The organism is Pectobacterium artocarpous (genome assembly GCF_046159765.1).
In the GTDB taxonomy this organism is placed as follows: Bacteria; Pseudomonadota; Gammaproteobacteria; order Enterobacterales; family Enterobacteriaceae; genus Pectobacterium.
In genome coordinates, this window is record NZ_JBJXVK010000028.1 from 21,985 (window position 1) to 45,267 (window position 23,283).

General features: G+C 53.6%; 19 protein-coding genes and 4 pseudogenes. 13 read left to right on the top strand and 10 right to left on the bottom strand.

Annotated features, from left to right (window positions below):
- The first annotated feature begins 77 nt into the window (after nucleotides 1–77).
- Both ACKQAD_RS17170 and ACKQAD_RS17175 read left to right on the top strand, forming a co-directional pair.
- Nucleotides 78–1,121 (top strand): annotated as a pseudogene (locus ACKQAD_RS17170) (RNA ligase RtcB family protein).
- A 37-nt stretch (nucleotides 1,122–1,158) separates the two neighbouring features.
- The gene (locus ACKQAD_RS17175) at nucleotides 1,159–1,332 is read left to right on the top strand and encodes a YdgH/BhsA/McbA-like domain containing protein (protein ID WP_409161241.1); all 174 of its coding nucleotides are present in this window, start codon (nucleotides 1,159–1,161) and stop codon (nucleotides 1,330–1,332) included.
- A 176-nt stretch (nucleotides 1,333–1,508) separates the two neighbouring features.
- Here the strand turns inward: ACKQAD_RS17175 and ACKQAD_RS17180 are convergent, their stop codons facing one another.
- On the bottom strand, nucleotides 1,509–1,907 hold the full coding sequence (locus ACKQAD_RS17180; protein WP_137741253.1) for a DUF350 domain-containing protein: 399 nt from the start codon (nucleotides 1,905–1,907) through the stop codon (nucleotides 1,509–1,511).
- Between the two features lie 495 nt (nucleotides 1,908–2,402).
- Between ACKQAD_RS17180 and ACKQAD_RS17185 the strand changes: the two genes are divergently transcribed.
- Entirely contained in the window at nucleotides 2,403–3,938 is a 1,536-nt protein-coding gene (locus tag ACKQAD_RS17185; RefSeq protein WP_409161242.1) for a methyl-accepting chemotaxis protein, read from the top strand.
- Nucleotides 3,939–4,015: 77 nt separating this feature from the next.
- On the opposite strand, the gene rlmB is transcribed toward ACKQAD_RS17185, so the two are convergent.
- The 3 genes from rlmB to nsrR form a co-directional block, all read right to left on the bottom strand.
- Nucleotides 4,016–4,747, bottom strand: a complete 732-nt coding sequence (gene rlmB / locus ACKQAD_RS17190) for a 23S rRNA (guanosine(2251)-2'-O)-methyltransferase RlmB (protein WP_409161243.1) — start codon at nucleotides 4,745–4,747, stop codon at nucleotides 4,016–4,018.
- A 107-nt stretch (nucleotides 4,748–4,854) separates the two neighbouring features.
- Nucleotides 4,855–7,311, bottom strand: a complete 2,457-nt coding sequence (rnr, locus tag ACKQAD_RS17195) for a ribonuclease R (protein WP_225085673.1) — start codon at nucleotides 7,309–7,311, stop codon at nucleotides 4,855–4,857.
- A gap of 41 nt (nucleotides 7,312–7,352) precedes the next feature.
- Nucleotides 7,353–7,778: a nitric oxide-sensing transcriptional repressor NsrR gene (nsrR, locus tag ACKQAD_RS17200; RefSeq protein ID WP_015841587.1), complete on the bottom strand. Its 426-nt coding sequence runs from the start codon at nucleotides 7,776–7,778 to the stop codon at nucleotides 7,353–7,355.
- Between the two features lie 293 nt (nucleotides 7,779–8,071).
- Between nsrR and ACKQAD_RS17205 the strand changes: the two genes are divergently transcribed.
- Both ACKQAD_RS17205 and ACKQAD_RS17210 read left to right on the top strand, forming a co-directional pair.
- The gene (locus tag ACKQAD_RS17205; RefSeq protein WP_409161244.1) at nucleotides 8,072–9,643 is read left to right on the top strand and encodes a methyl-accepting chemotaxis protein; all 1,572 of its coding nucleotides are present in this window, start codon (nucleotides 8,072–8,074) and stop codon (nucleotides 9,641–9,643) included.
- Nucleotides 9,644–10,169: 526 nt separating this feature from the next.
- Nucleotides 10,170–11,996 carry a sensor domain-containing diguanylate cyclase gene (locus tag ACKQAD_RS17210; protein WP_409161245.1) on the top strand — a complete coding sequence of 609 codons (1,827 nt, stop codon included), beginning with the start codon at nucleotides 10,170–10,172 and terminating at the stop codon, nucleotides 11,994–11,996.
- Here ACKQAD_RS17210 and ACKQAD_RS17215 read toward each other — a convergent pair.
- Nucleotides 11,965–12,981 (bottom strand): type IV pilus twitching motility protein PilT, encoded by a 1,017-nt coding sequence (locus tag ACKQAD_RS17215; protein ID WP_409161246.1) that lies wholly within the window; start codon nucleotides 12,979–12,981, stop codon nucleotides 11,965–11,967. The genes ACKQAD_RS17210 and ACKQAD_RS17215 overlap by 32 nt on opposite strands.
- A gap of 20 nt (nucleotides 12,982–13,001) precedes the next feature.
- Between ACKQAD_RS17215 and ACKQAD_RS17220 the strand changes: the two genes are divergently transcribed.
- The 7 genes from ACKQAD_RS17220 to ACKQAD_RS17250 all read left to right on the top strand — a co-directional run bounded on the left by ACKQAD_RS17220 (nucleotide 13,002) and on the right by ACKQAD_RS17250 (nucleotide 17,918).
- The gene (locus tag ACKQAD_RS17220) at nucleotides 13,002–13,715 is read left to right on the top strand and encodes a YggS family pyridoxal phosphate-dependent enzyme (RefSeq protein ID WP_409161247.1); all 714 of its coding nucleotides are present in this window, start codon (nucleotides 13,002–13,004) and stop codon (nucleotides 13,713–13,715) included.
- A 90-nt stretch (nucleotides 13,716–13,805) separates the two neighbouring features.
- Nucleotides 13,806–14,627: a pyrroline-5-carboxylate reductase gene (gene proC / locus ACKQAD_RS17225; RefSeq protein ID WP_409161248.1), complete on the top strand. Its 822-nt coding sequence runs from the start codon at nucleotides 13,806–13,808 to the stop codon at nucleotides 14,625–14,627.
- Nucleotides 14,628–14,675: 48 nt separating this feature from the next.
- Entirely contained in the window at nucleotides 14,676–15,230 is a 555-nt protein-coding gene (locus tag ACKQAD_RS17230) for a YggT family protein (protein ID WP_409161249.1), read from the top strand.
- Nucleotides 15,227–15,517 carry a DUF167 family protein YggU gene (gene yggU, locus ACKQAD_RS17235; RefSeq protein ID WP_174868106.1) on the top strand — a complete coding sequence of 97 codons (291 nt, stop codon included), beginning with the start codon at nucleotides 15,227–15,229 and terminating at the stop codon, nucleotides 15,515–15,517. Before ACKQAD_RS17230 ends, yggU begins: the two co-directional genes overlap by 4 nt.
- Nucleotides 15,518–15,534: 17 nt before the next feature.
- Nucleotides 15,535–16,128 (top strand): XTP/dITP diphosphatase, encoded by a 594-nt coding sequence (locus tag ACKQAD_RS17240; RefSeq protein ID WP_409161250.1) that lies wholly within the window; start codon nucleotides 15,535–15,537, stop codon nucleotides 16,126–16,128.
- Nucleotides 16,121–17,263 carry a radical SAM family heme chaperone HemW gene (gene hemW / locus ACKQAD_RS17245; RefSeq protein ID WP_409161251.1) on the top strand — a complete coding sequence of 381 codons (1,143 nt, stop codon included), beginning with the start codon at nucleotides 16,121–16,123 and terminating at the stop codon, nucleotides 17,261–17,263. The genes ACKQAD_RS17240 and hemW overlap by 8 nt, the downstream gene beginning before the upstream one ends.
- Nucleotides 17,264–17,789: 526 nt before the next feature.
- Entirely contained in the window at nucleotides 17,790–17,918 is a 129-nt protein-coding gene (locus ACKQAD_RS17250) for an entericidin A/B family lipoprotein (RefSeq protein WP_409161276.1), read from the top strand.
- 94 nt (nucleotides 17,919–18,012) lie between these two features.
- Here ACKQAD_RS17250 and ACKQAD_RS17255 read toward each other — a convergent pair whose 3' ends face one another.
- The 5 genes and pseudogenes from ACKQAD_RS17255 to ACKQAD_RS17275 all read right to left on the bottom strand — a co-directional run.
- On the bottom strand, nucleotides 18,013–18,468 hold the full coding sequence (locus ACKQAD_RS17255) for a GNAT family N-acetyltransferase (protein WP_409161252.1): 456 nt from the start codon (nucleotides 18,466–18,468) through the stop codon (nucleotides 18,013–18,015).
- 42 nt (nucleotides 18,469–18,510) lie between these two features.
- Nucleotides 18,511–19,740, bottom strand: a complete 1,230-nt coding sequence (gene lplT / locus ACKQAD_RS17260; RefSeq protein ID WP_409161253.1) for a lysophospholipid transporter LplT — start codon at nucleotides 19,738–19,740, stop codon at nucleotides 18,511–18,513.
- The gene (gene aas, locus ACKQAD_RS17265) at nucleotides 19,737–21,908 is read right to left on the bottom strand and encodes a bifunctional acyl-ACP--phospholipid O-acyltransferase/long-chain-fatty-acid--ACP ligase (RefSeq protein ID WP_409161254.1); all 2,172 of its coding nucleotides are present in this window, start codon (nucleotides 21,906–21,908) and stop codon (nucleotides 19,737–19,739) included. Before aas ends, lplT begins: the two co-directional genes overlap by 4 nt.
- A 768-nt stretch (nucleotides 21,909–22,676) precedes the next feature.
- Nucleotides 22,677–22,855: pseudogene (locus ACKQAD_RS17270) on the bottom strand (GNAT family N-acetyltransferase); the annotation flags it as partial.
- A pseudogene (locus tag ACKQAD_RS17275) lies at nucleotides 22,849–23,019 on the bottom strand (PTS sugar transporter subunit IIC); the annotation flags it as partial. The pseudogenes ACKQAD_RS17275 and ACKQAD_RS17270, both read right to left, overlap by 7 nt.
- Here ACKQAD_RS17275 and ACKQAD_RS17280 point away from each other — a divergent pair.
- Nucleotides 23,005–23,193, top strand: a pseudogene (locus ACKQAD_RS17280) (PTS lactose/cellobiose transporter subunit IIA); the annotation flags it as partial. The pseudogenes ACKQAD_RS17275 and ACKQAD_RS17280 overlap by 15 nt on opposite strands.
- Nucleotides 23,194–23,283: the final 90 nt, after the last annotated feature.

Below are 23,283 nucleotides of genomic sequence, written 5' to 3' on the forward strand. Positions count from 1 at the left end.
ATTCTTTTCCGCTTTGCATTATCCCCCCAGCTGTAACCTGCCTTACCCTATTTTTAAATGGATCAGCAGGATGATCTATTGGCAATGCTATTCGCTCTATTTCAGCGCGCGTCAGTGTGATCGCGACGGAAAATACCTGGATTGAAGAGCAATCCAACAGCTTCACATTACCCCACAACTTCCCGATATGGTTCGCGTGGCCAGCATGCCAGATTTGCATCCAGGCCGTGGCTACCCTATTGGCGCCGCCTTTTTTTCACAACTGCGCTTCTATCCGGCGCGGGTCGGAAACGACATCGGCTGCGGCATGACACTATGGCGTACCGGACTTAATGCCAACAAAATTTCTCTGGATAAGCTGGAGAAACGGCTTGGCAACATCGGCGGCGGTAACCACTTCGCAGAATTACAGCAGCTTGATGAAATTTATCAGCCAGACACGCTGCACGCTCTACGCATCGATCCTAAACAGCTACTGTTGCTTGTTCACAGCGGCTCGCGAGGATTAGGGCAAACCATACTGGAAGCCCATGTGCGGGAATTCGGCCATCAGGGGCTTAGCCAACACGCCAGCCGCAGAAGCCTATCTGGAACAGCACCAGTTCGCACTGATGTTTGCCACTAATAATCGGCGGCTGATCGCGCAGCGGATGCTGGATCGCTGGCATACGGAAGGCGATGCCGCACTGGACGTGAACCACAATCTGGTGACACCGACAATGATTGAAGGCATTTCCGGCTGGCTACATCTCAAAGGCGCAACGCCTGCAGACTGCGGCCCGGTCATCATTCCCGGTTCTCGTGGCGACTACAGCTATATTGTGCAACCCATTCCTCACGCCGACAGTCTGTATTCGCTGGCACATAGCGCAGGCAGGAAATGGATGCGTACGGAGTGTAAAGATCGGCTGTCTTCACGTTACAGCGTTCAGCTACTGGCGCGAACCCGCTTCGGCAACCACGTCATTTGTTAGGACAGGCAGCTGATTTTTCAGGAAGCGCCGGAGGCCTATAAACCAATAGACAGCGTAATCGGCGCGATGCAGCAGACAGGATTAATCACGTTGATTGCTCGCCTGAAGCCGGTTCTCACTTATAAAACGCGCGGGGAAGATAAATGATATTACTTCAGCTCTCCGCCGCGCAGAGACCGGACGAATGCATGCTGGCAACCACAACACGCCGAAGTTGGAAAAAATGGGGACGATTTCGGTTAGCCTGCGCGGAAACGCGGATGATATAGATCGTGCCCTTCAACAAAAAGCCGATGCCTCCGGTGCGCACTATTACGTGATTGTGCTGAAATTGCGTGATTGTGCTGAAATTACATGATTGTGCTGAAATCCGAGGCTGCAACGCTCCCCGACATGTGGTTCGCACGCGCCGTGCTATATCGCTGAATCTGCGGGACAGGTTGTCAAAATACGGTCAACGAGGATAGCGGACACAAAAGCAGTCCGACATAAAAAATACCGGGCAGATTCCCGGTATTGTCATGCAACATCACATTAATACGACATACACGCCGCATTAAGAATCCCGCCGCTGAGCGAGGCCGCGCAGAGAAAGGCGCCAGAAGCAATATCGTTATTCTGGATATGCTGGCTGAGACGCGGCATATATAGACGGACAGCGAAATAAATCAGCAATTGCACCACCAGCGCCACCACACCCCAGGTAATGTAATCTACCAGACTCACGGAATTAATCGCCGCACTGGAAAGCGGGATGACATAACCAATTAATGCCCCACCAAACCCAATGGCTGCCGTACCGTTGTTCTCTTTAATCAACGCCCATTCATCATGCGGCGTCACGCGGGTGTAGATAAACAGGAAAGCCAGCACCATGGCAAACCCGATAAAGAAATAAGAGGCGAAAGCGAGTAGCGACGTAACAATAGGCATAGCGATATTCCTTTCAAATGAGGCACGTTGGCGCGTCAGCAATAAATAAGGAGAAGTAAAGAAGAATTATATACCCTAAATAATTCGAGTTGCGTGAAGGCGGCAACCGCACGAATCCCCAGGAGCTTACACAAGTAAGTGACTGGGGTGAGTAAGGGCAGCCAACGCACAAGCAATTTGAAGTATGACGGGTATAGATGATTCTTGCATAGCAAAGCGTTTATACATGACTTTACGTGATAAACAACGCAGGAGTCCCCAGCAGGGTGCTTTACCCCTCCCAGCAGCCATATCCGCACGTGTACCCTCACATTTTTTAAGAAAATGAATAAGCATTACGCCTGAAATGCCGATAACAGATAAGGCATTTTTTATCAGTTAGGTAGTGCCCGTTTCACATTCATCACCTGCTTTTTATGCAAACACACAACAACAACTAATCCGTTCCTGGCCTGCCATGACGGTAAATAATTAATGAACGAAAGGAAGAGGTTTATGCTGCGCTGGATGTCATTTCAAAACCTGTCTGTAACGCGAAAGTTATTGGTAGGGTTTGGTTTATTGCTCATCATGGGAGTGATTCTCTCCATGGTCGGCTTTTACGGATTACACAATAGCGACCAGTCGTTAAAACGCATCAGCCGTCTTGGCGCTATGTATGACAAAACTGTTGTCGCGCGGGAAGGCAACTTTGGTTATGCGCTGGAGCGTAAAGCCCAGTATCTGGAACAGCACGATAGTGCGATTGGTAACATTAAGGAAGAGCTGTCAGCACTGCTGAAAGCGATCGAGACGGGCCATTGGCCAACGGAAGATAAAAGCGCGATTCAGGATATCAGCACGTCCCTCAACGCCTATATTTCACAGCGCCAGCAGGTTATGAGCCCGGATGTCAGCCAACAGCGGCTCAGTGAATTAAACGATCAAATGGCGGGGTTGCAGGAAAACATCAATAAACTTTACTTCACGGAAGAGAGCCGCGCGGGCCGTAACGTCATTAGCAGCGATATACAGCTGGGCGTGATTACGCTGATTGCCATCATACTCGGCCTGACCACGGCCATCGTTATCTCGCGGCAAATTGTACGCCCGCTACATCAGGCGTTACACGCCACCCGCGCGATTGCGGAAGGCGACCTTACCGTACAGCTTCACAATGAACGCCGCGATGAGCTGGGCCAGCTGATTTCAGCCATGGGGCAGATGAACAACAACCTGCACAGCATGATTGATAAAATTCGCCTCAGCGCAAACCAGATTTCCTATGCCGCAGGGGAAATTACCGCTGGCAATGTCGATCTCTCCTCTCGCACCACGCAACAAGCTGCCGCGCTGGAAGAAACCGCCGCCAGTATGGAACAACTGACGTCAACGGTGAAACAGAATGCCGATAACGCCCATCAGGCCAACCGGCTGGTTATGGATGCCTCCGATACCGCGAACCAAGGGGGAGAGCAGGTTTCTAAAGCCGTCCACACCATGCACGATATCGCGCAAAGCTCCCACCGCATCGCTGAAATTACTTCAATGATCAACAGCATCGCGTTTCAAACCAACATTCTAGCGCTCAATGCCGCGGTAGAGGCAGCACGAGCCGGTGAACAAGGCCGCGGTTTCGCCGTCGTCGCCAGCGAAGTACGCAATCTGGCACAGCGCAGCGCTCAGGCTGCCAAAGAGATCGACACGCTCATTGCCGAGTCAGTTTCGCAGATTAACAACGGGGCAGCACTCGTTAACGGCGCGGGAAAAACAATGGAAGGGATTGTCCAGTCAGTGACACAGGTCCACGCCATCATGAAAGATATTACGACTGCCTCGGACGAACAGCATCGCGGTATTTCTCAGGTTGGTAAGGCCATTATAGAAATGGATCAGAACACGCAGCAAAACACCGTACTGGTGGAGCAATCCTCTTCTGCCGCTCACTCGCTGGAGCAGCAGGCCATCGTGCTTTCTGACGCGGTTTCCGTCTTCCGGCTTTTACAGCCTTCACAGCAAGGCGTTCACCGGCTGGCGAGCCCTGCGGCATAAGCACAATCAGAATACGCCCCCACCAATATGCAACGAGGTGCCTTATGGCACCTCGTTATTATTGATGACGACGGTGATTACACGCGCTGGCGAACGGCTTCAAACAGGCACACGCCAGTAGCAACAGACACATTCAGGGAAGACACGCTGCCCGCCATCGGAATACTGATCAATTCATCGCAATGCTCGCGGGTCAGGCGACGCATGCCTTCCCCTTCCGCGCCCATGACCAACGCCAGTGGCCCGGTCAGCTTGCTTTGGTACAGCGTATGATCCGCTTCACCCGCCGTGCCGACGATCCAGATATTACGTTCCTGCAACAGGCGCATGGTACGAGCCAGATTGGTCACGCTGATAACCGGTACGGTTTCCGCCGCGCCACAGGCAACCTTCTTCACTGTCGCATTCAGTTGTGCAGAACGATCGCGCGGCACGATCACCGCATGCACGCCGGCCCCGTCCGCATTACGCAGGCAAGCGCCCAGATTGTGTGGATCGGTCACGCCGTCCAATATCAGCAGGAAAGGCGTTTCCAGATTGTCTAACAGTGCAGGCAGGTCGTTTTCCTGATATTTCCGCCCTTCTTTGACTTTCGCTACGATCCCCTGATGCACCGCGTCGTCAGCCTGCTTATCCAGCCATTGGCGATTCGCCACTTGAATGACGATGCCCTGCGCTTCCAGCTCCGCAATCACAGGCTGAAGGCGACGATCGTCGCGCCCTTTCAGAACAAAAACTTCCAGAAAACGCTGTGGATCGCGCTCAAGCAGTGCTTTAACCGCATGGATACCGTAAATAATTTCGCTCATTGATACTCTTCAAATTAACCATAACAGGCAGTGCCCGTTAATTTAGAGATAGCGGTTTGCCCCACGCCATCCTCCCCTTCACTGGGGAGGGAGCAGATAAGCTAACCTTACTCAGCAGACTTTTTCTTCGCACGTTTCGCTTTGGTCGCGGCGGCGATTTTACGCGTTTTTTCCGCGTTCTTTTTCGCTTTATCGCGGTTCTTTTTCGGCTTGGCTTTTGGCTTATCCGATTTCGCGTTGCGGTCGCCTTCTTTGCGGAACGCGGCATCCGGCTCAAAGTTTGCCGGCGCTTTGCTGGCGCTGCGACGACGTCGGGCTGGCTTAGCCTCACGCGATTCCGGTTTCTTCGCGCGGTCGCGCGCGGTTTTCCCTTCGCCGCGAACCTTGCGCGTGCTGGAAATCAGCGCAAAATCAATGTTGCGCTCATCCATATGCACCGCCTCAACGCGAATTTCGACTTCATCACCCAGGCGATAAACCTGCCCGCGCGATTCACCGATCAGGCGCTGACCAATATTATCGTAACGGTAGTAGTCATTATCCAGTGTAGAAACATGCACCAGCCCATCGATAAACAGATCTTTCAGACGCACGAAGAAGCCAAAGCCGGTCACGCTGGAGATGATTCCCGTAAAGACTTCCCCCACGTGATCCTGCATAAAGTCGCACTTCAGCCAGTCCGCAACGTCGCGCGTCGCTTCATCCGCACGGCGCTCCGTCATCGAACAGTGCATGCCCAGCTGTAGCATCTCGTTAATATCGCTATGCCAGCCGCCCGTTGGTGTCCAACGCTCATGGCGATTGCTCAGCAGATACTTAATCGCACGGTGCAGCGACAGGTCAGGATAACGACGAATCGGCGACGTAAAGTGGCCGTAAGACGTCAATGCCAGACCGAAGTGACCCCGATTTTCCGGGTCATAAATCGCCTGCTTCATGGAACGCAGTAGCATAGTTTGCAGCATTTCCCGATCGGGACGCTCCGCTACCTCATTCATCAATTCCGCGTAGTCTTTCGGCTGTGGCTTCATTCCGCCTTTCAGCGTCAGCCCCAGTTCGCCCAGCACGCTGCGCAGGGCTAATACATGATCTTCACTCGGCTGATCGTGTACGCGGAACAGCGCAGGCTCTTCGTTTTTCTCCACAAATCTCGCGGCGGAGATATTCGCCAGAATCATGCACTCTTCAATTAGCTTGTGGGCATCGTTACGCACCACGGCTTCCACACGGTCGATACGGCGCTCGGCGTTAAAAATGAACTTCGCTTCTTCGGTTTCGAACGCGATGCCGCCGCGCACTTCACGCGCGTGCTCAAGCACCTTATACATGTGGTGCAGCTCTTCCAGCCCGCCCACCAGCGGTTTGTAGTGTTCACGCAGCTCGGCGTCGCCTTGCAGAATGTTCCACACCTTGGTGTAGGTCAGACGCGCGTGTGAACTCATCACCGCTTCATAGAACTTGTAAGACGACAGCTTGCCCTGCGCCGAGATGGTCATTTCACAAACCATACACAGACGATCGACCTGCGGGTTAAGCGAACATAGCCCGTTCGACAGCACTTCCGGCAGCATCGGAACCACCTGCGACGGGAAATACACCGAGGTGCCACGCGCCCGCGCTTCATGGTCAAGTGGCGTATTCGGCCGCACGTAATAGCTCACGTCCGCGATGGCGACCCACAGTCGCCAGCCGCCGCCGCGTTTCTTCTCACAGTACACCGCGTCATCAAAATCGCGGGCATCTTCGCCATCAATCGTCACCAACGGCAGCTTACGCAGATCCACACGGCCTTTTTTAGCCGCTTCCGGCACCTCTTCGGAGAGATCCTTCACCTGCTCTTCCACTTTCGGCGGCCAGGTGTGCGGAATATCATGGGTACGCAGGGCAATATCCACCGCCAGCCCGGTGCCCATATTGTCACCGAGGATCTCGACGATCTTACCGACCGCTTTCGTGCGACGCGTGGCGCGCTGTGTCAGCTCAACCACCACCACGAAACCCATACGGGCGCCGTTAATTTCTTCTTTCGGGATCAGAATATCGAAGCTCAGACGACTGTCATCCGGTACAACGAACCCGACACCGGCATCGACAAAATAGCGGCCGACAATTTGCCCGGTACGCGGTTCCAGCACACGTACAATGCGCCCTTCACGCCGTCCTTTACGATCCGCGCCCAGCGGCTGTGCCAGCACAACATCGCCGTGGATTGCGCGTTTCATCTCTTCAGCCGACAGATACAGATCGTCTTTGCGGCCTTCCACACGCAGGAAGCCGAAGCCATCGCGGTGGCCGATAACCGTCCCACGCAGCAGATCGAGTTTTTCCGGCAACGCATAGCACTGACGGCGGGTAAAAATCAGCTGACCATCGCGCTCCATCGCGCGCAGACGGCGGCGCAGCGCTTCGAGGGGTTCTTCTCCGGTTAATTGCAGGTCGGCGGCTAATTCTTCCCGGCTAATCGGGGTATCGCGCTTGGCGATGTGCGCCAAAATATATTCACGGCTGGGGATGGGGGATTCGTATTTTTCTGCTTCTCGTTCCAGGAATGGATCTTGTGACATTGCGGTTCCTCCGTTGTCATCAGCAGGAGGCTGAACAAAATTCATTCAACCAACAATAATTTATAAAGCGGTGGGTTTTCTTTGACCATATCAGCCAGCGTGTATTGATCCAGCTCTTGCAGGAAATTTTGTACCGCCTGTTGAAGCACCTGCTTCAAACGGCAGGCTGGCGTAATGTGGCAAAATTCATGGCTACAGTTAACCAGCGTGAGCGGCTCTAATTCGCGCACGACATCGCCAATTCGAATGGTTTCAGCTGGTTTCCCAAGACGGATACCGCCATTCTTGCCGCGCACGGCCATCACCAACCCAGCGCGACTAAGTTGATTGATAATTTTGACCATATGATTACGAGACACGCCATACACTTCCGTTACCTCAGAAATGCTGGTCATTTTCCCGCCCGGCAGCGACGCCATATAAATCAGCGCTCGCAAACCATAATCCGTGAAACTTGTTAACTGCACATAAACCTCGGATACCTCTGGGTATCATTAACCGGCGTCTTAAGTACGCCCCTGAAAAACCAACGCTATTGACAGATAATAAACCAGGCGTAAACGCTACGGCTAATTATTTATACCCTTATGTGTTAAGAGAAACCGCCTGGCTACGCCCTTCCCCATATCCCTCACGTCTGCCATATCTTTTTAATTTTATCTCACCGCAACACAGATAACGTATTCTCTTTAGTTACACACACCACACCCAATGATGACTGGTTTATCACCGACGAAGGCGGCGTAAGGAAAAGGACACCATGAGGTTGAAAAATATTTCTATTCGTACCGGCTTATTAACGTTATTGCTGTTAACCACCCTGTTGCTACTTATCGTCAGCAGCATGGGCGTAGTCGCGATTAAGAAGGACAGAGAAACGCTGACCGCGCAAAACCAGATTCAGGGCATTGAGCTGGGCAACCTGATGAGCGGCTATAACCAAACGCTCAGCGCACGCGCCTCGGCAACACTTGCCGTCAGGAAAATCGAAATCGGCCTGCTGGACGACGGGGCGAAGGAAACCGGAGTCGTAGAGAAACACCTCAGCCAGTCGCAGGAAGACATTGACCGCGTGATCAAATCAGCCAATGCCGATCCCAAACAGCAAGCGCTCGCGCAGGAAGTGTTAAAAACCTATCAGGCCTATTTTCAACAGGGCATGACCCCGATGCTAAGCGCGCTGCAAAAACAGTATACCGATGAATATTATGAGGTTCTGGAAAAACAGCTCGGCCCACTGAGTGAAGCCTTTGATTTATCGATCCAAAACTTTCGTCAGTACGCACAGCAGCTGTCCGAACAGGGTCTGGCACAGTCCGAACGTAATGAGAGCATGATGCTGTTGCTCATTGCCATCGCCTGCCTACTGTCTATCACGTTGGTTGCATTAGCCTGGATCGCACTACGGCACATGCTGCTCAAACCGTTGGATTATGCCATTGAACAACTGGAGCAGGTGGCCGCCGGTAACCTGACCCGTCGCCTGATTCAAGGCGGGGACAACGAACTGGGTAGACTCAATGATGCCATCGGCCGCATGCAGGGTGCGCTGCTGGAGTCGGTGAGCCAGGTACGCGATGCCAGTACGCAAATCGATCTCGGCAGCCGCGAACTCTTTGAAGAGAACACCCAGCTTGCCCAACGCACCGAAGAATCCGTTGCTGCACTGGAACAGACGGCAGCAAGCATGGAGCAACTCAGCGCCACGGTGAAGCTCAATGCCGACCATGCCGAACTCGCGCACCAACTCGCCAACAACGTCTCGAACACCAGCAGCCGCAGCAACGAATCCGTCTGTTACGTGATTGAGAAAATGCAGGAGATCGCCGTCAGCGCTAAACGCATCAATGACATCCTCAGCGTCATTGACGGCATCGCGTTTCAGACCAATATTCTGGCGCTGAACGCCTCCGTCGAATCCGCTCGTGCAGGCGAACAAGGCAGAGGCTTTGCCGTCGTCGCCGGAGAAGTACGTAATCTGGCGCAGCATAGCTCTCAGGCAGCAAAAGAGATCCGCTCGCTGATTCTGGATTCCCAGACGCGCGTGTCTGAAGGGCTGGAATTGGCTTCTAAAGCGGGTGAAACCATGGATGAAGTGACCGAAGAAATCATCCGCATTACGCAACTGATGCGAGATATTTCCACTGCCACGCAAGAGCAGCATCGCGGTATCGAACAGGTTAACGTCGCTTTCACGCAAATCGACAAGGTTGCTCAGCACAATGCACAGCTCGTCAAAGCCTCATCCGCGACTACGCAATCGCTGGAGCAGCAGTCTCAGCAGCTCATGCGATCGATGGCGCTGTTTCAGGTAGAACCTCGCCTTTCCTAATCTGCGGGTGTATTACACCGCCTATGGTCGGCCTCAGCGCTGGCCACAGGCATCCTTCCGTCAATCCACTACTTACGCCATCCTCTTTAAAAGAGGAATAAATAATCGAACAAGGCAGGAACCCTCTTCACGCTTAACGCACTTATTTTATAGGTATACTTTCAGATAATTTGAGTATTATTTTTTTACCGCTATTCTCTGTTTTTACACATAAGCGTATAAATAGGGTTTCAGCGTAAAAGCGGCCAACGTAATTGCCTTAATGTATTGAATAAAAAGACAATGAAAAACATTCCTTATTGGTGATATTCGCTGTACGTTTCCGGCTATTAATTACATTCCGATATAATGTTTATTAATCTAATTAATAGCTGGCTATTTTATTAATTCGTCCCATTGATTTTCGCGTAAAAAAGGGGGGACTGCCGATCGCCCGATAACACCACAGACGGCATCACGATAAAATCATACCTCTGACAACAGCGAATCAAGGATAAAGACAGAAAGAATATAGGCAGAGATAAACATGAATAATCAGTCAGTCGATTTGATTACCAGGTTTGACAGTGAAGCCAAACTACACGCGCTTGATTCCATTTATGCCATTGCCGAATTCGATCTGGCAGGAAAACTGGTTGAGGCTAATCCTCTTTTTTGTAAAATGCTGGGCTATAAAAAAGAAGATATTATTCAGAAAAATCACACGCTTTTTATGCCAGAAGCGCAGCGCCAAAAACACGATCATTTTTGGCACGATGTGGTGAAAGGAAATATCAACGCAGGGGAATTCCAGCGAAAAACGCAAAAAGGAGAAATTATTTGGCTCCATGCTGCTTATACGCCAATTATTGATGACAAAGGCCGACGTATCGGCATCATAAAACTGGCAACGGATATTACGCAGGAAAGACTTCTTGTGTCAGAGCATCGCGCACGGCTGGATGCGATTGAGAACGCGCAAGGCGTAATCGAGTTTGATAAAGACGGCTATATTACCCACATCAATAAACATTATCTGGTGCTAACGGGCTATGAGGAAAAGGAATTACTCGGTCAGCACCACAGACTACTCTGCAATCCCGTTGATACCGAACAAGCCGACTATCAAACGTTTTGGGAGACCCTGCACCGCGGTCACCCCATCAGTGGGCGCTTCCACCGGCTGGGCAAAGACAACCATTCATACTGGATACAAGCGACCTACAGCCCGATCATGGATAGTGACGGCAATGTGAGGAAAATCATTAAATATGCTCACAACATCACACAGAACGTCGAAACCGAAAAAAAAGCCCACCAGCAAGGCATCATTCTCGATATCCTGCTGTCAGTCCACGATAGCTTTCTGCTCGACCATAATCTGCCTTCAGCCTGCGATAAAGTCTTTGAGCGGTTGCTTGCTGTCACTAGCAGCACCTTCGGCTTCATTGCCACGTTGCAGGAAGACGAGGACGGTCAGTCGCTCTACCTTCCCGCCATATCCAATCTTGCCTGGGATGAAGAAACTTTGGCCTGGTACAGAAACCAGCGCAAAACCCACGGCGGCCTGAGGCTCCGTAAACTGGATAATCTGTTTGGTCACGTGGTCACCCACAATACGGTGGTGTGCACCAATAATCTGCTGAGACAAAAGGCTGGCCGTGACCTCCCGCCCATCCATCCCGCACTCTATTCCCTGTTAGGAATTCCTATCACCCACAACGGCAAAGCAATAGGAATGATCGCGCTGGCTAACCGTCGGGAAGGCTACGATCAAACGATGATCGAGCTACTGGCTCCGCTGGTGAAAACGCTCGGCATCATCATTCACGCCCGTTCGCTGGAAGATGAGCGCACACAGATAGAGGCCTCCCTGCGCTTTAACGCGGGGCATGATTTTCTTACCGGCCTACCCAATCGCAGCAGTTTCTTCGAACAGGCCAACGCCTTTTTTCTGCACAAGCAGCAACACCAGCAGACGGACAAAAGCTGTCTGGCGATTATTGATATCGATTTATTCAAAAACATCAACGATCAATACGGTCATCTGGCTGGCGATGCCGTCCTTAAAGAGCTGGCGATGCTCATGCGCATGTCTCTGCGTCAGGAAGATCTGGTCGCACGCCTCGGCGGTGAGGAGTTCATCATCCTGTTAAAAGATGTCTCTTACCAAACGGCAGTGGTAACCATTGAGCGTATTCGTAAAGCGATTGAGCAGCATACGCTGGAATACGATCGCCAGACTCTGCATTTCACGATCAGCGCGGGGATTGCCGCTTACCGTTCCGATCTTGCTTCCGTTGAGGACTGGATTCAGTTAGCCGATGCAAACCTCTATGCGGCTAAACGGCAAGGGCGCAACTGTGTGAAATAAGCCCATCCCGACAGCGCTGCTGGTAGCTTTGCTCGAACGTTTGCATTCCCGCAGCCGTTCCCGTTTGAATCAGGCCGGGAAGCTGATGCGTTTTCCCTTCCCGAATCAGGTTGCTGACCGCCGCAGTCGCCGTCAGCACTTCATAAAGCGCAATGCGGCCACCTTGCGCTGCGGGCAACAGCCTTTGCGTCACCACAGCCTGCAAACAGGTGGCGAGCTGGCTGCGGACATAGGCTTTCTCTTCACCGGGAAAGACGTCAATCAGACGATCGACCGCCTGCGATGCGCTGCGCGTATGCAGCGTGGATAGCACCAGATGGCCGGTTTCCGCCGCCGTCAGCGCCAGCCGAATTGTCTCCGTATCGCGCAGTTCTCCCAGCAGAATCACATCGGGATCTTCCCGCAAGGCGGCCCGCAGCGCCTGCGAAAAAGACGCGCTATGCGCACCGATCTCTCGCTGTTGAATCAGGCAGCGTCGGCTGGCATGGATAAACTCGATCGGATCCTCCAGCGTAATCACATGGCGATCGCTGCTGTCGTTTAACGCCCCGATCATGGCCGCCAGCGTCGTGGATTTGCCGCTCCCCGTCGCACCGGTAATCAGGATCAGCCCGTTCGGTTTCTCCAGCAGCGTCGACAGAACGGGGGGCGCGTGTAGCCCGTCCAATGACGGCTGAGCGGACGGGATAATACGCAGCGCCGCAGACAGCCCTTCCCGCTGGCGAAACACATTCACCCGCAGACGTTGACCATCGGGCAGCATTAACGCGCCGTCCACCTGACCAGACTGCCGCAGTTGCTCTCTCTGCGCCGGTTCGAGCCAGGCATCGCACCATTGTGCCACCTGCTCCGGCGTTAAACGTGGTAAGGTATTTTCAGGCTGTAGCCGCCCATCCACGCGTAGCACCGGAGGGTGGCCGCTACAAAGGTGCAGATCCGAGGCATTATGTTTTACACTACGCACCATCCACTCATCCAATTCCATAGATAACCTCCTGAACAACCATGACGACAATCCAGCAGAATCTACAGGACATCCGGCAGCAAATCGCCACCGCCGCTGCGCATTGCGCACGAGCACCAGAAGACATTACGCTACTTGCAGTCAGTAAAACCAAACCTGTGAGCGCGATCGAAGAAGCCATCGCGGCAGGGCAACGGGCGTTTGGCGAGAACTACGTTCAGGAAGGCGTGGAGAAGATTCATTATTTTCAGGAAAACCACCCGACTACGCCGCTGGAATGGCACTTTATCGGCCCGTTACAGTCAAACAAAAGTCGGCTGGTGGCTGAGAATTTCGACTGGTTTCATACCGTAGATCGTTTGCGCATCGCGCAACGTCTGAGCGAACAACGTCCGGCCACACTGCCGCCGTTAAACGTTCTGTTGCAGATTAATATCAGCGGAGAACCAAGCAAATCCGGCATTATGGTCGATGAACTGGCGGAACTCGCCGCCGGCGTCGCCGCGCTGCCCAACCTGCGCCTGCGCGGCCTGATGGCGATCCCGGCACCGGAAACCGATTATGAACAGCAGTTGGTCGTTTTCAAACAAATGGCAGCACTGTTCCAAACGTTGTCCGCAACTTATCCGCATATTGATACACTCTCTATGGGGATGACGGACGACATGCGCGCGGCGATTACCGCTGGCAGCACGCTGGTGCGTATTGGCACGGCAATCTTTGGCGCGCGGGACTATGCAGCAAAAAGCGTATAACCAAACCATCAGCCAAAAGCGCATAAACCGCAGAGGCACGCCCTGAACGGCACGTCATCTTTGACAAACAGGTGAGCAACGAGGATGCAGATGCAGCAACGTAAAATAGCGTTTATTGGTGCCGGAAACATGGCGCAGGCCATTATCGCCGGATTAGTCAACGGCGGTTACCCCGCTCAACACATCAGCGTCTGCGCGCCTTCGGGCAAGAATCGCGATGCGCTGGCTGCACAATACGGCGTGATCAGCAGCGCAGACAATGTCCGCTGCGCTCAGGAAGCGGACGTCATTGTGCTGGCCGTCAAACCGCAAATGATGGCGACCGTTTGCGAACCGCTGCATGAGCAAGTCAACTTCACGGGTAAACTGGTACTCTCGATTGCGGCGGGCATCAGCATTGCCCGTTTTCAGACCCTGCTGGGAGAACCGCTGAATATCGTCCGGATTATGCCAAATACGCCGTCTCTGGTCGGAAAAGGCATGAGCGGGATGTATGCCCCCGCGTCCGTCAGTCAGGCTGATAAAGACTTCACCGCACAGCTGATGCAGAGCGTCGGTAAAATTTGCTGGGTGGATAGCGAATCAGGCATTAACGGCGTGATCGCCGCAGCAGGCAGCGCACCGGCCTATTTCTTCCTGTTTATGGAAGCCATGCAGCAGGAAGCCATCCGTCAGGGGTTCAGCCAGGAAACGGCTCGCCTGCTGGTGCAGCAGGCCGCGTCGGGCGCCGCCGCGCTGGTTGAAGCCAACCCCGATACGGCGCTGTCAACGCTGCGGGAAAATGTCACCTCCAAGGGCGGCACCACGGCAGAAGCTTTGCGGGTATTTAACGAACAGCAGTTGACGCAAACCGTGGCTGAAGCCATGCAGGCGGCAATTGCTCGCGCACAGGAAATGGAAACGCTTTTTTAACCAAAGCGGATTCCCCGATTCTTTATCTTATAAGGAAAAGACGTACTTATGCTCACCCTGACTTTTCTGGTCAAAACGCTGGTCGACCTCTATGTAATGGTCCTGCTGCTGCGCATCTGGATGCAGTGGTCACGTAGCGATTTCTATAACCCGCTGTCGCAGTTTGTCGTCAAAATCACCCAGCCGATTGTCGGGCCGCTGCGCCGCATTTTGCCGTCATTAGGGCCGATTGACAGCGCATCACTGCTGCTGGCCTTTATTCTCACGACGATCAAATACCCGCTACTGCTGCTGATTCAGGTTGGCGCGATTTCTCTCAGCCCCATGAACCTGCTGGTCGGGCTCATTTCGCTGATAAAATCCGCCGGCTATCTGGTCTTCTGGGTCATCATCATCCGTTCCATCATGAGCTGGGTCAGTCAGGGCCGTAGCACTATTGAGTATCTGCTGCATCAGTTAACTGAACCGCTAATGGCACCGCTCCGTCGTATTATTCCGGTCATGGGCGGCATTGATTTCTCTGCGATGGCCGTGATTCTGATTCTGTATATGCTCAACTATCTGGGCATGGATCTGTTCCCGGGGCTGTGGTTCCTGCTGTGAGTGCCATTACCCGCCACGGCGATGCGCTGGTGATTCGGCTGTATATTCAGCCAAAAGCCAGCCGGGATCAGATCGTGGGTTTGCATGGCGACGAGCTAAAAGTCGCCATCACCGCACCACCGGTGGATGGGCAGGCCAATGTCCATCTGACCAAATTCCTCGCCAAACAGTTTCGAGTCGCCAAGAGTCTGGTCGTGATTGAAAAAGGCGAACTCGGGCGGCATAAACAGATTAGAATTACCCATCCGCAACACATCCCGGCTGACGTCGCGGACTTCATTGAATAAACACGCAGGACAAGACGATGCAAAAAGTGGTTTTGGCTACCGGAAACCCCGGTAAAGTGCGCGAGCTCGCCAGCTTGCTGGCCGATTTCGGTCTGGATATTGTGGCTCAGACTGAGCTAGGTGTGGATTCTGCCGAAGAAACCGGTCTGACTTTCATCGAAAACGCCATCCTGAAAGCACGTCATGCGGCGCAAATCACGGGATTACCGGCGATTGCCGATGATTCTGGTCTGGCTGTCGACGCACTAGGCGGCGCACCGGGTATTTACTCGGCACGCTACGCGGGTGTGGATGCCAGCGACCAGCAAAATCTGGATAAGCTACTGCTGACACTACAAGACGTACAGGACGAACAGCGCCGCGCCAGCTTCCACTGCGTTCTGGTGTATCTGCGCCACGCGGAAGACCCGACGCCGATTGTCTGCCACGGTAGCTGGCAGGGTGTACTGACGCATGAAGCCGCAGGCAACGGCGGTTTTGGCTATGACCCGATCTTCTTCGTGCCAGAGCTGGGTAAAACGGCAGCAGAACTGACGCGTGAAGAGAAGAACGCTCAGTCTCACCGCGGTCAGGCGCTGCGCCTGCTGCTGGATGCGCTACGCAATGCTTAAGCTTCCCCCGCTCAGCCTGTACATCCATATTCCGTGGTGCGTACAGAAATGTCCGTACTGCGATTTCAACTCTCACGCGCTGAAAGGCGATGTGCCACATCAGGAATATGTCGATCACCTGCTGGCGGATCTGGACGCCGATTTGCCGCTGGCGAGCGGTCGTGCGCTGCATTCGATCTTCATCGGCGGCGGCACGCCCAGCCTGCTGAGCGCGGAAGCGATGCAGTCGCTGCTCGACGGCGTGCGGGCAAGAATTCCGCTAACGCCGGATGCCGAAATTACGATGGAAGCCAATCCCGGTACGGTTGAAGCCGACCGTTTCAGCGGCTATCAGAAAGCGGGTATTAACCGTATCTCCATCGGCGTGCAGAGTTTCGATCCGCAAAAGCTGACGCGCTTAGGGCGTATTCACGGCCCGGACGAAGCCAAGCGTGCCGCGCATCTGGCGACCGGTCTGGGCTTACGCAGCTTTAATCTGGACCTGATGCACGGCTTGCCGGATCAATCGTTGAACGAAGCGCTGGACGATCTGCGTCAGGCCATCGCGCTCAATCCGCCGCATTTATCATGGTATCAGTTGACGATTGAACCCAATACGCTGTTTAGCTCGCGCCCGCCGACGCTGCCGGACGACGACGCGCTGTGGGACATCTACGAGCAGGGCCACGCGCTACTGAGCGCCGCCGGCTACCAGCAATATGAAACCTCCGCCTATGCCAAACCGGGCTATCAGTGCCAACACAACCTGAACTACTGGCGCTTCGGTGACTATTTGGGAATTGGCTGTGGCGCGCACGGCAAGCTGACCTTCAGCGACGGCCGCATTCTGCGCACGGTCAAAGTCCGCCATCCGCGTGGCTATATGCAGGGCACGTATCTGGATAAACAGCACGACGTTGCTAACGACGATCGGCCATTTGAGTTCTTCATGAACCGCTTTCGCCTGCTGGAAGCCGCTCCACGCGAGGATTTCACGGCGTACACGGGTCTGGAAGAACACAGCATCCGCCCGCAACTGGATCAGGCGCTGGCGCAAGGCTACCTGACGGAAACCGCCACGCACTGGCAAATCACCGAACACGGCAAACTGTTCCTGAACTCCCTGCTGGAGCTATTTCTGGCGGAAGAAGAGTAATCATTCCGTGGGCAGGTTTTCTCGGGTAAACCTGCCCATTGCTTCCCACCCTATCTCCCCCTTTTGCAATGCTTACAGCGCTTATGTCGAGCCGCCTCCCTTTTCCATCACACGCCGCTTGCCCACAGCGTGAAAATCCTTTTTCCTTGTGCTGGACGACGATGTCATCGTTAAGTACGCTACAGGCTTCTGATAAGAACAAATCTTACATCTGAGTACCGGAGGCATGATGGCCAGAACCATGACAATTGACCTTGGAGATGCATTCTTGCAAAAAATCAGAAACAGGATGCGAAAAACCACCCGATAAAATCAAGCTAACACCGCTGGCGCAACGCGATCTGGAAGCGATTTACCTCTACGGTTTACGGCATTTTAATGAGGAAAGTGCCAACACTATCTCAAACAATATCAGCTGGTTCAGAGCTATCGAGGATTGAATTTTTACCTGCGGTTATGACACAGTAAAACCCTATCAAGGTCTTTCTATCAAACCCTGTTTATCAACAACCTGCTGGAAACGATGATGAAACGTATAACAACGATCGTAGTGGCGCTGCTGGTCACGGCAGCATTGAACGGCTGTAACACCACGCGCGGCTTTGGCCAAGATGTGCAGAAACTGGGTAGCACAATTTCCCACGCTGCCAGCTAATCAGCTTTCAAATAGCAAAAGACCGGCAATACGCTATGCCGGTTTTTTCTTTACACTGCAACTCCCGATTCCTTTCGCCGCCTCGTCATATCTCTCAGAACGCCAACAGCATATCAATATGCGGAATACCGTCTTCGTCGTACTCCTCACTGGTCGCCACAAAGCCGAACGCGCCGTAGAACGATTGCAGATGAGCCTGCGCGGACAGGAAAAGATGCTTTTGCGGCCAGTGTCGCGCGCAGGCAATCAGCGCGTTTCCCATCAGTTGATGCCCCAGATGTTGCCCCCGGGCATGCGGCGCGACAATCACGCGCCCAATGGTCACCACATCGTTATTCGGATGGGGAGCGAGCAAGCGAGCATACGCAGCCAGCTTGCCGTCACGGTACGCCGCAATATGGCGATTGCCGTCCACTAGGTCGCGACCATCAATATCTAAATAGGGACAGATTTGCTCAACCACGAAGACCTGACTGCGCAGCGCCAATATGTCATGCAATGAATATACATTAAGGTCTGCCACATCCCAGTCATGCCATATCAGACTCATTCACCCATCCCTCTTACACAACACGTTTATTACACCAGACGTTTATTCTTTACTTGCGCCGATAGAACGATCGCGGCGTTTAGTCAGAAGCAACCATGCCCATAGCAACACAATCGCCAACGCAAACAGTACGCCAAAGCCAATCCCGATAGCGATAACCGACACACCCAGTTTCACCACCAGAGAGTAGAGTCCCAGCATTAGCAGCATAGCGCCGTTCTCACCCAAATTCTGTACGGCGATCGCATTCCCCGCGCCGACGCTGGCTTTTCCTCGTTCCTGCAACAGCGCATTCAGCGGGACAATGAAGAATCCACCCAGCGCCCCCAGCAGAATCAGCAGGGAATAGGCACTCATGAGGTTGTGCTGAAGCGTGAAAATCACCACTACCACGCCGATGAGGAAGCCCGCAGGCAGGCAGCGCCGTACGCTATCAAGCGTCACCAGCTTCGCAGCCGCACCGGCTCCCACCACGATGCCCACCGCGACCATCGCGTTAAGCAACGTCGGCGTGGCATTGTCAGTAATCCCAAGCGCATGCGGCACCCACAGCACCAGCAGGAAACGCAGCGTCACGCCTGCGCCCCAGAACATGCTGGTGCCTATCAGCGAGAGCCGGGCATCACCATCGCGCCACAGCACCTGACAGGCAGAAAAGAAACTGCTCGCCATCTGCACCGGATGCCACGGTTGCCCTGATCGTGCCGCATTAAGGCGAGGAATCAGCATATTCGCCCCCAGCGCCACACCGTACGCCACCGCGCAAATCGACAGCGCGCCGTAAATGTTCCAGTCCGCCAGCACGCCACCCGCTACGGAACCCATGAGGATCGCCGCAATCGTCGAGGCTTCCATCAGTCCATTGGCTTTGACCAACTGATCGCCGCGCGTAATCTCGCCCAGAATACCGTATTTCGCTGGTGAATAAGCCGCAGCGCCGATCCCCACCAGCGTGTATCCCAGAAACGGGTTCCCGCCCACGCAAATCAGCAGCGCCCCCGCCAGCTTCAGGGTATTGGCGAACATCATCACCTGCCCTTTAGAAAAGCTGTCCGCAATTTGTCCGACAAACGGCGCCAGAATGATGTACGCGGCGACAAACCCCATCTGTAAAAACGGCTGGCTCCAGTCGGGATACACCAGCTGTTTGATCAGCGCTAACGTGGCAAACAGCAGCGCATTATCGCCAAACGCGGAGAAGAACTGCGCGATAATCACCGCATTCATGCTACGCGACAGCAAAGGCGTCGCGGGTTCAGTCTGTTGGCTCATGCATTCTGCTCCGATGCGTTAGTGACAGGCTCTTCGGCCATGTGGCGCAGCGTGATAAAGTCAGGCTTGCCGCTGCCGAGTAGCGGTAAGGCTTTCACATAACGAATATCACGCGGCACAGCCAGTTCCGGTACACCGCTACTACGAGCCTGTGCAAGCAGTACGTCACGCGTGATCTGGCTATCTGTCGTAAACAGCACCAGCGCCTCGCCTTTGCTGCTGTCGCTTTTCGCACTGGCGGCATGCTGCGCTTCCGGCGACACCTTCGCCGCCAACTGTTCTACGCTTTCGAGCGACACCATCTCCCCCGCCAGCTTGGCAAAGCGCTTCACGCGGCCGATGATGGTACAGAATCCTTTTTCGTCCAGTTCAACGATATCACCTGTGTCATACCAGCCATGCTGCCATTCGCCCTGTGCGTTTTCTGCCGCTGGCGTTTCCAGCACGCCGGGGTTTTCCACCCGTAGATAGCCTTTCATGATATTTGGCCCGCGCAGTTGCAGGCGGCCACCGCGCGTAATGCCCGGCACCGTGATCAAACGCGATTCAATTTCCGGCAACAACTTGCCGACGGAATGGATTTTCGTCGCCATCGGGACATTGATCGCCACCACTGGCGCGCACTCAGTCACGCCGTACCCTTCCAGAATGCGGATACCAAATTTGTCCTGCCAGACCTGACGCGTCGTCTCAGACAGCTTCTCCGCTCCGGCAACCACGTAGCGCAGGCGAGCAAAATCATATGGATGGGCAAAGCGTGCGTAGTTGCCTAAAAATGTAGACGTGCCAAACAGCACGGTGCAGTTCTGGTCGTAAACCAACTCCGGCACGATGCGATAATGCAGCGGGCTGGGATAAAGGAACACGCGAGCGCCCGTCATCAGCGGTGTTAGCAGCCCCACCGTCAGGCCAAACGCATGGAACAACGGCAGCGCAGACATAAAGCGGTCACGCGGCGTGAAATCAGCCACGGTGCGAATCTGCTCAACGTTTGCCAGCAAGCTGTCATGAGAATGCACGACGCCTTTCGGATTCCCTTCGGAACCGGAGGTAAACAGCACGATGGCCGCATCGTCGGGTTTCTGCGGCAGCATCGCACGGGCAGGGAACAACAGATAAAACAGGATCCACAGCTTATCGGCCAGCGTCACAGTATCTTTCAAGTCTTCCAGATAAACCCAGGTGGCCTCGCTGACCTGCTTCGGCAGCTCCGTCAGCTTACCCTTTTCAAGAAACTGGCGAGACGTAACGATCGTTTTGATCCCCGCCGCTTTCATCGCGCTTTGCAGCCCTTTCGCGCCAGCGGTGTAGTTCAGCATGGCAGGAACGCGGTTACGCAACGAGGCACCCAGAATGGATGCTGCGGTGATGGTCGCGTTGGGCAACAGCATGCCGACATGTTCATCCGCACGGGTGAAACGCTGCAAAATGCGCGACACGCCCAGCGATTTTTTCAGTAAACCCTGATAGCTGTCCTCGTTGAACGAGATATCCGCAATGCTGGGAGAATGCCGTCCGTAACGGGTTCTCGCCGCCAGAAAGGCCTGATACAGCGTATGCTGCGGACGCGTTTCCATCCGCGCTTTCATCATAATCTGGTGCAAGTGCTCACCGGCCTGCGCACGACGTTCTCTGGCACTTGCGGCTTCCGGCATCGGCAGCGTGGTAGGTAGTAAATAGGTGATCGTGATCGGCGGGAAGCAACGGCGTTTAAAGACGCCCGCCAACCGGCCAAACGGCGTGAACTCGGCACCATCAATACGCACGGGGATAATCGTCGCCCCGGATTTCGCTGCAACAAACGCTGCGCCGCTGTAAATCTTCATCAGCGATCCGGTGACGCTGATGCGTCCTTCCGGGAAAACCACGACGGGCTGACCGCGCTCGATCACCTTGATCAACCCTTTGATCGCCAGCGGTTTGGTGGGATCTAACGGCACGAAATCGATATAAGGCTTCAGCCAGCGCATAAACCAGCGATCGGAAATGGAGGAGTACACCGCAAAGACGGGTTTTATCGGTAAGAATAACGCTAGCAAAACACCATCAAGGAAAGAGACGTGATTAGGGGTGATGAGCAATTTGGGTTGCTGAAACTGGCTGCTGTCGCCCTCGATCCGGATGTGGTACAGACGCTGGAACACCCAACGTAACAGGGTATGAATCATGCCTTCTCCCAATAGACAGATAAACGGGCAGTTTGCCGAAGCGCAAAAACCACCAAGCGATACGTCAAAATACTCTATACACATCATACTTCAAGTGACGGGGACGCGGCTGAACGTGAAGATTGCCGTCGGCACAGTATTCACATAGCAATGAAAATTGCGGGAGATAACAAAAACGGGAAATTCAGGCAAAAAAAAAACCTACGCATCCGCGTAGGTTGGTGTAATCAAATGGTTTCAATGTACAGAGCACATCGACATATCACCAATCAATACCTCTGGGACTTCTTACTCTAAGGATCGTCATTTATCTTCACCAGCGATGAATCGAAAGAGTTATTCTATAAGTGCAACCAACTGTAAAATTCTAGCGAATCATGTAAGGCTGCCTGCTTTTTACCCCACTTTCGCCGCATAAATACCGCTATATTCCCCGAAAGGTTCCTTTTCCCTCCAATGCCTGTTTCTCGCCCTTTTACCGTCCGTTCACATTTCCTGACTTTTTATAGGGAAATAACTCTCCAAATACAGGGGCATTAGTCCACTTTTTCAGCAGAATCAATCAGAAAGTGAGGTGTAGGATCGCCGAGTCTGCATGGGGCAGACGCTGAATTTAACCAGGTGTGTGTAACGAATAATGAAGAACTACAAGCGCCGGGTAAGAGCGCAGCCGCAGCAGGTCAAGGTGACTGGACATCATTCTGATACCCCCCGATACTTCTCCGCGTTGTCTCTTCGCCATGTTTCTATGCAAAACTCAGAGGTAGCCTACAGCGACTGGTGATACAGGCGTACGGCTTTGTCCGGATAATCCAGACCCTCACCGATGTAACGCCGTGTTTTTCGTAATAGCCGCTAAACGTGGCGTATAGATAGAGATCGTCAAAGCCCTGACGGCGGCAGAAGTCCAGTACGTGCTGTTGCAGAGCCAGACCTAACCGTCTTTCACCACCATCATCCGCCCGTTGACGGTCATTTCGATCGTGGTTGGTGTCACGGCAATAAAGCAGATCACCGCCAGTAGGCCGGGAAATAGCCCGCGTGAACCGTTAATCTTCCCCAGTTCAACACCAATCAGAAAGACGGCACCAATCGTCAGAAAGCCGCGCGTGAGGCTCACCGTGTTCAAACACGGCTGATCGGCCTTGATGAAGGGGAAGGAAAGGTGCCCGTCAATCTGATCATGGTGCATGCTCAGGATCATCTGATGACCGCCATGCTGTGCCGGGATTTAGCAGAAGAGATTGTGCTATTACGGCGAGAAATGGCTACATCAAAAAACTGACAAAAATCTGCTTGAGAAACGCGCATCGGACGTTAAATCCAACAATAGGCCTGTGGTAACATGTTACATGATATTAGTATCAGGGATGGA

Bases quoted from the DNA above. Each gene is read 5' to 3' on its own strand.
- ACKQAD_RS17220 (WP_409161247.1), top strand. From the start codon at position 13,002: ATGACGACAATCCAGCAGAATCTACAGGACATCCGGCAGCAAATCGCC.
- ACKQAD_RS17185 (WP_409161242.1), top strand. From the start codon at position 2,403: ATGCTGCGCTGGATGTCATTTCAAAACCTGTCTGTAACGCGAAAGTTA.
- aas (WP_409161254.1), bottom strand. From the start codon at position 21,908: ATGATTCATACCCTGTTACGTTGGGTGTTCCAGCGTCTGTACCACATC.
- ACKQAD_RS17240 (WP_409161250.1), top strand. From the start codon at position 15,535: ATGCAAAAAGTGGTTTTGGCTACCGGAAACCCCGGTAAAGTGCGCGAG.
- ACKQAD_RS17210 (WP_409161245.1), top strand. From the start codon at position 10,170: ATGAATAATCAGTCAGTCGATTTGATTACCAGGTTTGACAGTGAAGCC.
- ACKQAD_RS17250 (WP_409161276.1), top strand. From the start codon at position 17,790: ATGAAACGTATAACAACGATCGTAGTGGCGCTGCTGGTCACGGCAGCA.
- rnr (WP_225085673.1), bottom strand. From the start codon at position 7,311: ATGTCACAAGATCCATTCCTGGAACGAGAAGCAGAAAAATACGAATCC.
- ACKQAD_RS17175 (WP_409161241.1), top strand. From the start codon at position 1,159: ATGCATGCTGGCAACCACAACACGCCGAAGTTGGAAAAAATGGGGACG.
- ACKQAD_RS17180 (WP_137741253.1), bottom strand. From the start codon at position 1,907: ATGCCTATTGTTACGTCGCTACTCGCTTTCGCCTCTTATTTCTTTATC.
- rlmB (WP_409161243.1), bottom strand. From the start codon at position 4,747: ATGAGCGAAATTATTTACGGTATCCATGCGGTTAAAGCACTGCTTGAG.
- ACKQAD_RS17215 (WP_409161246.1), bottom strand. From the start codon at position 12,981: ATGGAATTGGATGAGTGGATGGTGCGTAGTGTAAAACATAATGCCTCG.
- proC (WP_409161248.1), top strand. From the start codon at position 13,806: ATGCAGCAACGTAAAATAGCGTTTATTGGTGCCGGAAACATGGCGCAG.
- ACKQAD_RS17205 (WP_409161244.1), top strand. From the start codon at position 8,072: ATGAGGTTGAAAAATATTTCTATTCGTACCGGCTTATTAACGTTATTG.
- hemW (WP_409161251.1), top strand. From the start codon at position 16,121: ATGCTTAAGCTTCCCCCGCTCAGCCTGTACATCCATATTCCGTGGTGC.
- lplT (WP_409161253.1), bottom strand. From the start codon at position 19,740: ATGAGCCAACAGACTGAACCCGCGACGCCTTTGCTGTCGCGTAGCATG.
- ACKQAD_RS17230 (WP_409161249.1), top strand. From the start codon at position 14,676: ATGCTCACCCTGACTTTTCTGGTCAAAACGCTGGTCGACCTCTATGTA.
- ACKQAD_RS17255 (WP_409161252.1), bottom strand. From the start codon at position 18,468: ATGAGTCTGATATGGCATGACTGGGATGTGGCAGACCTTAATGTATAT.